We start from the raw sequence: 13,820 nt of genomic DNA on the forward strand, positions 1-13,820 counted from the left end.
CGTGAATAGTGTCGATAAGCCGAAAGTGATTTTTTTAATGGGGCCTACCGCCTCAGGCAAAACGGCATTAGCCATTGATATGGCAACTCAATATAATTGTGAAATTATCTCAGTAGATTCTGCGTTGATCTATCGTGATATGAATATAGGGTCTGCTAAACCCAGTGCTGAAGAGCTGGAAATGGCTCCGCATAAATTAATTGATATTCTTGACCCTAGCGAAAGTTATTCCGCGGCAGATTTTCGCCGTGATGCATTATTGGCTATCGAAGACATTATTAGCCGTGGTAAGACCCCTTTACTCGTGGGTGGCACCATGATGTATTTTAAGGCATTGTTAGAAGGCTTATCACCTTTACCCAGTGCTGATGAAGCTATTAGGCAACAAATATTAGCGCAAGCGCAAACCGAGGGTTGGGATGCGCTGCATCAAGAATTGTGTAATATTGACCCTGTTGCTGGAGAAAGAATTCATCCTAACGATCCACAACGATTGTCGCGGGCTTTAGAGGTTTATCGGATCAGTGGCAAAACAATGACTGAATTGACACAAACTAAGTCAGCCGCTTTGCCGTATGATGTAGTGCAATTTGCTATTGCACCAAACGATCGAAAAGTATTACATGAGTTAATCGCAAAGCGTTTTAATATCATGTTAGAGCAAGGTTTTATCGAAGAAGTTGCGCGTTTGAAAGCGCGTGATGATTTGCATTTAGAGCTACCATCTATGCGTTGCGTTGGTTACAGACAGTGCTGGCAGTACCTAGATAATGAATTTGATCATGCGACAATGGTCGAAAAAGCTACCGCAGCCACTAGGCAATTGGCTAAACGTCAATTAACATGGTTGAGGAGCTGGCCAGATTTACAGTGGCTTGAAAGTGGTGTAGAAGGGAATTTAGTTACGCTTATGCGACAAAGCCGCTAGCTTATTAGCTGTTGCTGTATAATACTAAAACTAAACAATAAAACTTAATTCAACATATTTTAAAATAAAAAAGGAAATTGAAAATGGCTAAGGGGCAATCTTTACAAGACCCATTTTTGAACGCATTGCGTCGAGAGCGTGTACCAGTCTCTATCTATTTAGTGAATGGTATTAAATTACAAGGCCAAGTTGAGTCATTCGATCAATTTGTTATCTTGTTGAAAAATACTGTAAGCCAAATGGTTTACAAACACGCTATTTCAACAGTCGTACCAGCACGCCCATTTAATGTTTCTGCTCACCAGGGTACTGCCCATGGTGAAGAAAGCGATGCTGAATAATTTGAAAAGGAATATAATTTTTGTTTGATCGTTATGAAGCGGGTGAAACAGCTGTATTGGTTCATATAGACTTTTCAGACGAAGAGCGTCGAGAAGATCTAATTGAATTACAGTTGTTAGTTGAATCTGCTGGTGCTCGCTCTGTTGGAGTGATTACTGGCAGCAGACGCTCGCCGGACCGAAAGTTTTTTATTGGTTCCGGTAAAGCAGAAGAACTTGCTGCTATGGTCGCTGCTACTGAAGCCAATGTAGTGATTTTTAATCATGCATTGAGTCCAGCTCAAGAGCGTAATCTTGAAGTGGTGTGTCAGTGTCGAGTCTTAGATCGAACTACGTTGATCCTTGATATTTTTGCTCAACGAGCGAGAACTCATGAAGGTAAGATGCAAGTGGAGCTAGCGCAATTGCGCCACATGTCGACACGCCTAATTCGTGGTTGGACTCATTTAGAGCGACAAAAAGGTGGTATCGGGATGCGAGGGCCGGGTGAGACCCAGCTCGAAACAGACCGACGTTTATTACGAGGCCGGATTAAGAATATTAATCGACGCCTCGATAAAGTAGATAAACAACGTGAGCAAAGCCGACGAGCTCGTAAGCGCAGTGATTTAGCGACTGTGTCTTTAGTAGGCTATACAAATGCGGGTAAATCGACATTATTTAATGCGCTAACGTCATCGGATGTTTATGCAGCCGATCAGTTATTCGCAACATTAGATCCGACACTGCGTAAATTATCGTTACCTGATGGTGCGGTGATTTTAGCGGATACTGTTGGCTTTATTCGTCATTTACCTCATGATCTCGTCGCAGCATTTAAAGCCACATTACAAGAAACTCGACAAGCTGAAATTCTTTTACATGTCGTTGATTGTGCTGATGACAATATGACTGAAAATTTTGACCAAGTACAAAGAGTATTGGAAGAAATTGATGCAGATGAAATCACTCAATTGATTGTATGCAATAAGATTGATTTACTTGAAGATTTCGCGCCTCGTATCGATTACGATGAAGATGGTAAACCTGAGAGGGTTTGGGTCTCTGCGCAAAAACGCATTGGATTTGATTTGCTGCTGAAAGCGATAACCGAATTAATCGGTGAAGTGATTTGCGAGCTTACATTGAAAATACCTGCATCAGCAGGACATTATCTTGGCCAGTTTTATCGACTGGATGCAATACAGCAGAAAGAGTATGACAATCTGGGGAACTGTATTTTATCTGTTCGTTTATCGGACGCCAATTGGCGCCGATTAGCTAAACAGAGTCAAGGGGAATTAGAGGCATTTATTTTTGAACCTTCAGAAGTAGACGCCACTTGTTAATCTCATTTATTTCATCCAATTATGGAGTGCTAAATGGCTTGGAATGAGCCCGGTAACAAGGGGAACAAAGACCCTTGGGGAAATAAAGGTGGTAACGATAAAGGGCCACCAGATCTTGACGAAGTATTTCGTAACCTATCAAAACGCTTTGGTGGCAAGGGAGGCGGTAGCGCCACTGGTCAGCCATTTAATTCATCTTTACTGATTATAATAGCAGTGATTGCCTTAATTATTTGGGCATTGTCTGGCTTATACACGGTTAAAGAAGCTGAGCGTGGAGTGTTACTCCGTTTTGGTCAGCACATCGGTGAAGTGAGTTCCGGTTTACATTGGAAAGCCACTTTTATTGACGATGTGACAATGGTTGATGTGGAAACGTTCCGTTCGATTCCAGCGTCTGGCAGAATGCTGACATCTGATGAAAATATCGTGAATGTTGAACTTGTGGTTCAATATAGCGTATCAGATGCTTATTCATACTTGTACAGTGCAGTCGATGCCAATTCGAGTTTACGTGAAGCGACTGATAGTGCGTTGCGCTATGTCATTGGGCATAATCGTATGGATGACATTTTAACCACTGGACGTGATGCTATTCGTCGTGATACTTGGACTGAGTTAGAGCGTATTATTGAGCCGTATAAATTAGGCTTGGAAATTCGTGATGTTAACTTTTTACCCGCTCGTCCTCCAGAAGAAGTAAAAGATGCATTTGATGATGCTATCTCTGCTCAGGAAGATGAACAGCGCTTTATTCGCGAAGCTGAAGCTTATGCTCGTGAAATCGAACCCAAAGCGCGTGGTCAAGTAGAGCGTATGGCACAACAAGCTAGTGCTTATAAAGAGCGTGAAGTTCTTGAAGCTAGAGGTAAAGTCGCTCGATTTGAGAAGTTATTACCTGAGTATAAAGCTGCTCCAGGTGTAACCCGAAATCGTTTATACATAGATGCGATGCAATCTGTGTTGGCTGACACAAATAAAGTTCTTATCGACACTAAGAGTAGCGGTAATCTGATGTATTTACCTTTGGATAAGCTGATGGATTCTTCTAAGAGTCTGCGCAATCAAGTAGAACCTGAGGTAGAACGTCACATCAATTCTGTTTCTAGTAGTGGTGTAGATACACCTATTACTAGCATGCCGACTGATGGTCGTCTCAGCCGCGAAGATCGTATTCGCCAAGGGAGGAACTAACAATGGGTAGATTAGCTCTGATCATTCTAGTGATCATTTTAGGGGTGAGTTTTTCCTCTTTGATGGTGGTAAGCGAAGGTGAGCGCGCGATTGTTGCACGTTTCGGTAAGGTGCTTAAAGATGGAGACGTAACAACCGTTTTTGCTCCTGGCCTTCACTTTAAATTACCTTTAGTCGATAAAGTTCGCTATCTGGATGCTCGTATCCAGACATTGGACGGCGCAGCAGATCGTTTTGTTACTTCTGAAAAGAAAGACTTAATGGTCGACTCTTATGTTAAGTGGCGTATTCGTGATTTTGAAAAGTACTATCTTTCTACCAATGGCGGTATTAAAGCCAATGCAGAAAGCTTATTACAAGCCAAAATTAGCAACGATTTACGTACTGAATTTGGTCGTCGCACAATCAAGGAAATTGTTTCAGGTAAGCGTGATGAATTGCAAACCGACGCATTAGAAAATGCTTCTGAAAGTGCACAAAATCTCGGTATTGAAGTAGTTGATGTGCGCGTAAAGCAAATTAATTTACCTGCTAATGTCAGTATTAGTATTTACCAACGTATGCGTGCTGAACGTCAAGCTGTGGCGAAAGAGCACCGTGCACAAGGTAAAGAACAAGCTGAAATTATCCGTGCGACTATTGATGCCAATGTGACAGTAAAGATTGCTGAAGCTGAACGTAAAGCCCTTACTATTCGTGGTGAAGGTGATGCATTAGCGGCAAAAATTTATGCTGATACCTACAGTAAAGATGCTGAGTTTTATAGTTTTTTACGTAGCCTAGAAGCATACAAAGAAAGTTTTGCCGGTAAAAATGACATTATGGTGTTAGAACCTGAAGGTGATTTCTTCAAGTACATGAAATCATCTAGCGTTAAATAATACCCGCGTATGTTTTTTGCATTAAAAAGCTCGGTTTTTACCGAGCTTTTTTGTGCCTATTATCTAGGTCTGTAGATCTTTACTGGTTGAATTTTGTTCGAGATAAAAATGTGTTAACCGAGGCGAGTAGATTACAGCCTAGCAATCTAAGCAACCATCACGTCGAGAAGATGCACTCAACAAAGAGTAAAACGTTTTTAGCCGAACCCTTGTGCAGTGTTTGTGAGTCATTTCTACTGCGTTATCAGCTTTTCATGTAGAATAACTACGCCACAAAGCCTCTGCCTTGTAGCTCTTGTTTAAGTAATGACCAAAAGTTCGCTGTAAAAATAACCTTGAAAGATCAACCACCCCTAATGTTTTTGCTATGAATTCAGTTTTCCCAAAAGCGGTCATCAATCACAACAGTAGATATTTCTGATGTCTTTTATTATTTATCATTAATAATTTATTGTTTTAAATGCATTTCTCAAGCTTTTTATTGCTAATTAAGTGGCAACTAATTGTTATAAAATGGCTGATTTATAAGCGATTTTAAAAAAAATGTTAATATCCTCATCTTAGATGTGTGTTTTCACTATGATCTGGTTCTAATTTTTCGCTATAATGAGCACCGCCTCAAACTATGATTTTAGCGTTTCACCATTTTGGGTCGCTAAAGTATTGAAATATAAAAATTCCAACACCCTCTGGGAGATAAGTGGATGAGCAATGCGCCAGTCGATACCGGACGTCGCAGATTCCTGACAGCTGCAACCGCCGTAGTAGGTGGTGCTGGTGCCGTCGCTGTAGCGGTTCCTTTCATCAAGTCATGGAATCCGAGCGCCAAAGCGAAAGCTGCAGGTGCGCCGGTCGAAGTAAATATTAGTAAAGTAGAACCAGGTCAGTTAATTCGTGTCGAATGGCGCGGAAAACCGGTTTGGGTCGTTCGTCGTACAGAAGCTGTGCTAAATAATCTTAAAACATTAGACAGTCAATTACGCGATCCTGCTTCAGAAGAAATGCAGCAACCAGAATATGCAACTAACCCTGCGCGTTCTATTAAGCCTGAATTTTTTATTGCAGTCGGTATCTGTACTCACTTAGGTTGTTCACCAACTTATCTGCCTGATTCATTCGGTGAGCAGGTTGAAGGTGTAACTTCTGGTTTCTTCTGTCCTTGTCATGGTTCTAAATTTGACATGGCCGGTCGTGTATTCCAGGGTGTTCCAGCACCACTAAACTTAGTGATCCCACCGCACAAATATGTTGATGATGCTAACGTTATCATCGGTGTAGATACAGGAGCGGCGTAATGGTTAAGAATATTATTGATTGGATTGATGCTCGCATCCCAATGACGGCTACATATAACCGTCATGTGGGGCAGTATGCGACACCAAAGAACTTTAACTTTTGGTATTTCTTTGGTTCATTAGCGCTATTAGTTTTGGTTAACCAATTGCTGACAGGTATTTGGCTGACCATGAATTACGTACCGACAGCAGAAGGCGCATTTGCTTCTGTTGAATACATCATGCGTGATGTTGATTACGGTTGGTTGCTACGTTACATGCACTCTACAGGTGCATCGGCATTTTTCTTTGTCATCTACATGCACATGTTCCGTGGATTAATATACGGGTCTTATCAAAAACCAAGAGAGCTATTATGGCTGTTTGGTATGTTGATTTTCCTTGTGTTAATGGCTGAAGCATTTATGGGTTACTTACTACCTTGGGGACAAATGTCTTACTGGGGTGCGCAGGTAATTATCTCTTTGTTTGGTGCCATCCCTATTATTGGTGATGACCTAACATTGTGGATCCGTGGTGATTACGTTATTTCAGGTGCAACACTAAACCGTTTCTTCGCCCTGCACGTTATTGCGCTACCACTTGTATTGGTTGTGTTGGTGTTCTTACACCTAATCGCCTTGCATGAAGTGGGCTCAAATAACCCTGATGGTGTCGAGATTAAAAAGAACAAAGATGAGAACGGATGGCCTATTGATGGTATTCCATTCCACCCTTACTACACTGTAAAAGATATTATGGGTGTCGCTGGGTTCTTAATCGTGTTCTGTTATGTGTTGTTCTTCATGCCTGAAGGCGGTGGATATTTCCTAGAAAAGCCAAACTTTGAAGCGGCTAATCCAATGAAAACACCGGAACACATTGCGCCAGTTTGGTACTTCACACCTTTCTATGCCATTTTACGTGCTATCCCTGATAAATTGGTAGGCGTTATTGGTATGGGTCTGTCTATTGCAGTGTTATTCCTACTGCCTTGGCTTGACCGTTGTAAAGTGAAGTCTATTCGCTATCGCAGCATGATCCACAAGATCAACATTGCACAATTTACAGTGTCGTTCATTATTTTAGGATATTTAGGTGTCGTTCCTGCAACTCCTGAGTTAACTATTGCGGCACGTGTATTCACTTTCACTTACTTTGCTTTCTTCGTAGCCTTATGGGTTTACAGTAAGAATGAGAAAACAAAAGAAGTCCCAACGAGGGTGACACACTAATGAAAAAGTTATTAATTGCATTAGTTACATTGCTGCCATCTCTCGCTATGGCCGCCAGTGGACATAGTGTTCACTTAGAAAGTGCTAACGTTGATTTGCATGATAAAGCGTCATTAGAGCGTGGTTTGGATTCATTCCAACATTACTGCTCTGGTTGTCACAGCACTCAATACCAACGCTACGAGCGTGTTGCAACTGATTTAGGCATCTCTAACGATGATATGCGTAACAAGTACATGTTCACCGGTGCAAAAATCGGTGATTTAATGGAAAACGCTATTCCTACTCCAGATGCCGCTAAATGGTTTGGTGCTGCGCCTCCTGATTTAACGTTGGTTGCTCGTGTTCGTGGTGCTGATTGGGTATTTTCATACCTAAAAGGTTTCTACGCAGATGAGACTCGTCCATTTGGTGTGAACAATATAGTGTTCCCAGCAGTGGGTATGCCACACGTATTACAAGACTTACAAGGTCTTGCTACTGTTACGAAAGATGAAGCTGGTAATGTATCTCTTGTAAAAGATAAAGATGGTAATATTGTTACCACGGGTGGCAAATTGACGGCAGAAGAATACGACCAAGTCGTTCGTGATATCACGGGTTTCTTAGTTTATTCTGCCGAACCAGTTCAGCTAGAGCGTGAAGCTTTAGGTTGGTGGGTACTTGGATTCTTGTTTATTTTCTTCATAATTGCGTATTTGTTGAAGAAAGAATACTGGAAAGATGTGCACTAGCCATCAATAACGGTTAATATACATTATCCGCATTTTGTAAACGGGGGGCTTAGCCCCTCGTTTGTTTTGTTTTTTCTAGATTCTGGAGGGTATCAATGGCTGTTGCTGCCAACAAGCGCTCTATCATGACACTTTTTTCTGGTGCCGATGATTTATATAGTCACCAAGTACGTATCGTATTGGCTGAAAAAGGGGTTACCGTTGATGTTTTACAGGTAGACCCAAGTGAGATGCCTGAAGATTTACTTGAAGTAAATCCATACAACTCTGTACCGACTTTAGTTGATCGTGAACTCGTGTTGTACGAATCACGCATTATTATGGAATATTTGGATGAGCGTTTTCCACATCCTCCATTAATGCCTGTATACCCAGTATCTCGCGGCCAAAGCCGTTTAATGATGCACAGAATCGACACCGATTGGTATGCGCTTGTAGAGCGTATCCGTAAAGGTGAAAAGGCTGATGCAGCGCGTAAAGAGTTAATGGAAAGCTTAATTGCTTTAGCGCCAGTATTTGCTGAAATGCCATACTTCATGAGCGAAGAGTTTGGTTTATCTGATTGCTACTTAGGCCCATTATTGTGGCGTCTACCAGTATTAGGTATTCACTTAGATCCGCGTACATCGAAAGATATCAGTGCTTACATGACACGTATTTTTGAACGTGAATCATTTAAGGCATCGCTAACTGAGGCTGAGCGCGAAATGCGCATGGGCATGTAATGAAACCAATAACAGCTAATCGTCCATATTTGTTGCGTGCTTACTATGAGTGGTTGATGGATAACCATTTGACGCCACACGTAGTCGTGGATGCATTTGTTAACGGTACGCAGGTTCCGCAGCAATTTGTCAAAGACGGTCAAATCGTCTTGAATATTGCAACCGGAGCGGTGGCTAATCTTCACATGTCTAATGATGCAGTAGAGTTTAATGCACGTTTTGGTGGTGTACCACAGAATGTGTTTTTGCCTATGGCATCGATCGTGGCCATTTACGCTCGTGAAAACGGTGCTGGCACGGTGTTTGATATGGAAGATGCATATATGATCGAAGGTGAACATGATGAGTTATCATCTGTACCGCCATCAATGAAATCTGTTGATGACACTTCGACATTGCCACCATCGTCTAAATCGGCAAAGCCTGATGATAAAACTAAGCGTAAAAACCATTTAACTGTGGTGAAGTAGCGGTTAGTTAACATTACATAAAACCAGTCGCAAGGCTGGTTTTTTTTAAGCTAAAATTGATGTGCTACAAACATTTATAGCGCAACTGGAACCCATAATGTTGTTGATGATTGATAATTATGATTCTTTTACGTTTAACTTAGTTCAGTACTTCCAAGCTCTTGGGCAAGAGATACTGGTTAAACGTAACGATGAAATCAGCATTGAACAAATTGAAGCTTTAGCACCTACACATTTGATAATCTCTCCCGGTCCATGCACTCCTAATGAAGCGGGTATTTCACTTGCAGCTATTAAACATTTTGCCGGTAAAATTCCTATTCTTGGTGTGTGTTTAGGACATCAAGCTATCGCACAAGTGTTTGGCGTTGATGTTGTGCGTGCCAAGCGTGTTATGCACGGTAAAACCAGTTTGATTGAACATAATCAACAGGGATTATTTCGTCAATTAGCATTACCTCTGCAGGTTACTCGTTATCATTCATTGTTGATTAACCATGTACCTCATGGTTTTAGTCTGGATGCGTGGTTTGATGACCCAATTTATGGCCGTGAAATTATGGCGATGAGCCATGACGCGTTACGTATTTACAGCGTCCAGTTTCATCCTGAATCTATTTTAACTCAGCAAGGCCATGAACTTTTGGATAACTTTTTGCATTTATAAAGCATTTTTGAATTTATATATTCGGGTTCATTATCACGTATTCTGTTACAACTTCTGCAACTAATCTGGCTAAATTCTCGCGTCTATTTGTGCTATAAATAGCGCTTAAAATAATAAAAGGGATAACCATGACAAGCTTTATGCGAAACTTTGCGGTTAGCGCACTTTCTTTGGCAATGATAAGTGGCTGTGCTGCCACGGCTAAACCTGACGATATAATGGTTATGACAACGCCGAGTGCAACGACAGTGACCGTGCCATTTGCACAGCCTCCAAAAGCCCAGCAACCGTTGACACTTAATCAAATTATGGCTAATCCAGATTGGATGGGCATATTTGCTCAAGGAGCTTATTGGAGCGATGACAGTCAGTCGGTATATTTCAGTCGCCAAGCACATCAATCTCCGGTCCGTGATTTTTATCAACAAGCTATTGGACAGTCTGAAGCAAATAAACTAGCACTCAATCAGCTACACCTTGCCGATCAACGTAATGGTGTCTTCGATCAGGCAAAGACTCAAAAAGCCTATATTTATCAAGGTAACGTATTTGTAAAAGATTTATCAAACGGTGAAATAAAGCAACTTACCCGTCAAAACGATGCAATTAATGGGGTACGTTTTTTAAAGGGTGGCGACCTTGCATTCTGGCAAGGTAATAATATTTTTCGTGTGCACCAGTCTAGCGGCCTAGTAGAACAAATTGCCGCGATCCAAATGGAAAACGAACCAAAAGCGACGCAAGAGCCAAGTAGCTTTATTGCTAAGCAACAGCATAGACTTATTCAATATGTTGCCATGGAACATGATAACAGCCTGACGCGTGATCAATACCGCGACTCATTGGCTAAAGCCGATCCCACTTTTTCTGCTAAACCTTGGTATTTAGGTGACGCTGAAGTGGTATCAGAAATGAGTTTGTCGCCAGATGGACGCTACGTAGTATTAGCGTTAACCGATAAAAATTATGATTGGCGTGCAGAACACGACATTATGCCTAATTATTTGGGCCAAGAGGGTTATGTTGACCCTGTACCAGCCCGCTCTCGAGTTGCCGAAGATGTCTTTCCTGGTCAACGTTTAGTGTTACTCGACCTTGTTGACCACAGTAAAAAAGACATTACCATTGAAGGCTTAACGGGTTTTGATGAGGATGTACTGGCGAGCGTTAAAGCTGAAAATGCTCAAGCGAAAGGTAAAACCTATAACAGCGAAAAAGCCCCGCGTTTAGTGCAGTTAATGCAAGATTGGGAATGGAGTCAGAGCGCAATTCAGTGGCATGAGTCTGACGATAAATTATTGGTGATGTTGGAAGCTGTTGACAACAAAGATCGCTGGATCGCCAGTGTTGATCTTCAAAAAGGTAAGCTGATAACCGAACACAGATTACATGATGATGCTTGGGTAAATTATAATTTTAATCAATTTGGCTGGATACCAGGTACAGATAGCATGTACTACTTATCTGAAGAATCAGGGTTTTCACAGTTATATATTAAAACCGCAGCAGGTAAGGTATCGGCATTAACCAATGGCAAATTTGTGGTTGATAATGTGACTTTATCACCCGATGCAAAACATCTTTATTATCGTGCCAATAAAGACCACCCAGGTAGCTATAATGTTTACCGTGTTGAGATTGCCAGTGGTAAGTCAGAGCAATTGACCCAGTGGTTAGGTACATTGGATTACAGTTTAAGCCCTGATGGACAATCACTATTATTGACCGCTTCGTCTGCGATTCATCCAGATGAGTTATATATTCAACCTATTGGCGGCGACATAAGCCAATTAACCGATTATACCAGTACAGCATTTAAACAATATCCATGGCAAGTACCACAAGTTGTCGCGCTAGCTTCAACTCATGGCGCTGAGCCAATTTATGCACGAGTTTATTTGCCGCAAGGTTATGATGCTAAGCAAGCTGAAAAATATCCAGCAGTGATGTTTAACCATGGTGCGGGTTATTTACAAAATGCCCATTATGGCTTTTCGGGTTACTTCCGTGAATTTATGTTCAATAACTTACTCACACAACAAGGTTACGTGGTAATGGACATGGATTATCGAGGTTCGAAAGGCTATGGACGTGATTGGCGTACGTCCGTTTATCGTAATATGGGCCATCCAGAAGTTGAAGATTTGAAAGATGGTGTGGCTTGGATGGCAAGCAATGTTAATGTAGACCCCCAGCGAGTAGGGACTTATGGCGGTTCATACGGCGGATTCCTTACTTTTATGGCGCTGTTTAATGAACCTGAGTTATTCCAAGCAGGGGCCGCATTGCGCCCTGTAGCTGATTGGGCTCATTATAATGCGCCATATACCTCTAATATTTTAAATACGCCTGACGTTGACCCTATCGCTTATGAGCGTAGTTCTCCGATAGAGCATGCTCAAGGTTTACAAAAACCATTACTGATCATGAGTGGTGTGTTAGATGACAACGTGTTTTTCCAAGACAGTGTGCGCATGGTGCAACGGCTTATTGAATTAGAAAAGCCGATGTTTGAAACCGCAATCTATCCTGTCGAGCCGCATGGATTTAAGCAACCTTCTAGTTGGTTAGATCAGTATCGTCGTATTTATAAACTGTTTGAACAAGAGTTGAAGTAATCGGCTCTGAGTTCAAAAAAACAAATAAATATCTATTAAGGCTTCCTTTGTGAAGCCTTAATTTTTATGATTAAGTGATGAAAACAGTAAAAGGTAATGTGAGTGGCAATATCAATAGCAGGTGGCGTTCGGCCCGGAAAAGTCATTGAGATTGAGCGCCGACTCTATAAACAACTTATTGTGGGTAAGCATAAAGCCAATGCAATGCCTGATGAGTTGAACGAAGAGTTAGAAGAGAGTGCCAATAAGCTTGATATTGAGCGCAAAGCATTGAAAGTGCGCCTTGATAAGCAAGCAAAAGAGAAAAATGTGTATTTAGAGGTGTCCGCGCTGTTAACTAATACGGTTAATAATGCGATAGAGCATCAATTAGCTCATCCTCAAATGATATTAGAAGCATCGGCAATTTGTGAAAATCAAATTTTACTGCTCGATCTATTATTACATCCTGACCTGAATATTAATCGACTTCGACCGATTATCGAAAGTATTAGCTGGTTATCACGTGATTTAATCAATTTAATTAATAGTCCAGCATCTCGTCACCGACGGCCTAAACATGGCGATGTTCAAGTGACCGACATAAAGCTGGTGCTTAACTACATTGGTATTGAAAATTTACGTTTGCTGATCCCTTATTTTTGTTTACGTAACTGGTTACCTTCAGGCAATGCTAATTTATTGTGGATAACCCGCAAGCTTTGGCGTTACAGCATGGTCAGTGCCATTGCGGCGCAAACCTTAGCAGAATTGCATAATGAAAAGCCTGGTTTGGCTTATAGCTGCGCGTTAATGTACCAATTTTCTACCTCGATTATACTGAGCCAAAGTGGACGTATATTTGATAACACTTGGGGGACTTGGTTACGAGAGGCAAGCCATAGTCGAGAAAAACAAGTTTACGATGCCATTATGGCAACGGATTTTCCTGCTGAAGCTGTATTGGGGCAAGTATTACTCCATAGCCATCGATTGAATTGGCAACTGTTGAGTTTACTTAAATTTGATGATTCACCGATCACACAAGTATTGAAAGAGCTCGACCACGATTACCATTTTACAGAGTTGTCTGTCGATGCCGCCATTGTGGCTAAGGCGAGTTGTTATGCCAAAGTGCTTTTGTTAGAAGAGCAACAACAAATCGATCCACAAGAGAAACGCATTATGTTTGATTATTATCAGTTTTCGGCACAAGAACTGATTCGGCTTAAAGGGCAAAATTTTCGTAAGCTTGATTTACTGTAAATAGCCTTTTTCTATCAAAAGCGTAAATGTTAAATCTGTGTAATTATTCACTTTTGATGAATAGCTACACAAATTCGAGTCAAATAACTTTTTTTATGACTATTTATGCTTCATAACCCCCCAATAAACGCGTTGTTTAGTCATATTTCTCAATCTTTATGCAGAATGCCAATCAGGCCT

General features: G+C 41.3%; 13 protein-coding genes. All 13 read left to right on the forward strand.

Features of this window, described 5'->3' with window-relative positions:
• The first annotated feature begins 1 nt into the window (after nt 1).
• Nucleotides 2–928 carry a tRNA (adenosine(37)-N6)-dimethylallyltransferase MiaA gene (miaA, locus tag CXF88_RS02815; protein ID WP_101085236.1) on the forward strand — a complete coding sequence of 309 codons (927 nt, stop codon included), beginning with the start codon at nt 2–4 and terminating at the stop codon, nt 926–928.
• 83 nt (nt 929–1,011) lie between these two features.
• Nucleotides 1,012–1,269: an RNA chaperone Hfq gene (gene hfq / locus CXF88_RS02820; RefSeq protein WP_011638750.1), complete on the forward strand. Its 258-nt coding sequence runs from the start codon at nt 1,012–1,014 to the stop codon at nt 1,267–1,269.
• Between the two features lie 20 nt (nt 1,270–1,289).
• Nucleotides 1,290–2,597 carry a ribosome rescue GTPase HflX gene (gene hflX / locus CXF88_RS02825; protein ID WP_101085237.1) on the forward strand — a complete coding sequence of 436 codons (1,308 nt, stop codon included), beginning with the start codon at nt 1,290–1,292 and terminating at the stop codon, nt 2,595–2,597.
• A gap of 33 nt (nt 2,598–2,630) precedes the next feature.
• The gene (gene hflK, locus CXF88_RS02830) at nt 2,631–3,791 is read left to right on the forward strand and encodes an FtsH protease activity modulator HflK (RefSeq protein WP_101085238.1); all 1,161 of its coding nucleotides are present in this window, start codon (nt 2,631–2,633) and stop codon (nt 3,789–3,791) included.
• A 2-nt stretch (nt 3,792–3,793) separates the two neighbouring features.
• Nucleotides 3,794–4,672 (forward strand): protease modulator HflC, encoded by an 879-nt coding sequence (gene hflC, locus CXF88_RS02835; protein WP_101085239.1) that lies wholly within the window; start codon nt 3,794–3,796, stop codon nt 4,670–4,672.
• 704 nt (nt 4,673–5,376) lie between these two features.
• Nucleotides 5,377–5,967 (forward strand): ubiquinol-cytochrome c reductase iron-sulfur subunit, encoded by a 591-nt coding sequence (petA, locus tag CXF88_RS02840; protein WP_101085240.1) that lies wholly within the window; start codon nt 5,377–5,379, stop codon nt 5,965–5,967.
• Nucleotides 5,967–7,181, forward strand: a complete 1,215-nt coding sequence (locus CXF88_RS02845) for a cytochrome bc complex cytochrome b subunit (protein WP_101085241.1) — start codon at nt 5,967–5,969, stop codon at nt 7,179–7,181. Before petA ends, CXF88_RS02845 begins: the two co-directional genes overlap by 1 nt.
• Nucleotides 7,181–7,915 carry a cytochrome c1 gene (locus CXF88_RS02850; protein ID WP_101085242.1) on the forward strand — a complete coding sequence of 245 codons (735 nt, stop codon included), beginning with the start codon at nt 7,181–7,183 and terminating at the stop codon, nt 7,913–7,915. Before CXF88_RS02845 ends, CXF88_RS02850 begins: the two co-directional genes overlap by 1 nt.
• A 95-nt stretch (nt 7,916–8,010) precedes the next feature.
• Nucleotides 8,011–8,640, forward strand: coding sequence for a stringent starvation protein SspA (gene sspA / locus CXF88_RS02855; RefSeq protein WP_011638743.1), 630 nt, complete (start codon nt 8,011–8,013; stop codon nt 8,638–8,640).
• Nucleotides 8,640–9,110, forward strand: a complete 471-nt coding sequence (locus CXF88_RS02860; RefSeq protein WP_101085243.1) for a ClpXP protease specificity-enhancing factor — start codon at nt 8,640–8,642, stop codon at nt 9,108–9,110. The genes sspA and CXF88_RS02860 overlap by 1 nt, the downstream gene beginning before the upstream one ends.
• Before the next feature lie 97 nt (nt 9,111–9,207).
• Nucleotides 9,208–9,777 (forward strand): aminodeoxychorismate/anthranilate synthase component II, encoded by a 570-nt coding sequence (locus CXF88_RS02865; RefSeq protein WP_101085244.1) that lies wholly within the window; start codon nt 9,208–9,210, stop codon nt 9,775–9,777.
• A gap of 128 nt (nt 9,778–9,905) precedes the next feature.
• Nucleotides 9,906–12,395 (forward strand): prolyl oligopeptidase family serine peptidase, encoded by a 2,490-nt coding sequence (locus CXF88_RS02870; protein WP_101085245.1) that lies wholly within the window; start codon nt 9,906–9,908, stop codon nt 12,393–12,395.
• Between the two features lie 102 nt (nt 12,396–12,497).
• On the forward strand, nt 12,498–13,640 hold the full coding sequence (locus CXF88_RS02875) for an HDOD domain-containing protein (RefSeq protein ID WP_101085246.1): 1,143 nt from the start codon (nt 12,498–12,500) through the stop codon (nt 13,638–13,640).
• Nucleotides 13,641–13,820 lie beyond the last annotated feature (180 nt).

It is taken from the genome of Shewanella sp. ALD9 (genome assembly GCF_002836315.1).
In the GTDB taxonomy this organism is placed as follows: Bacteria; Pseudomonadota; Gammaproteobacteria; order Enterobacterales; family Shewanellaceae; genus Shewanella.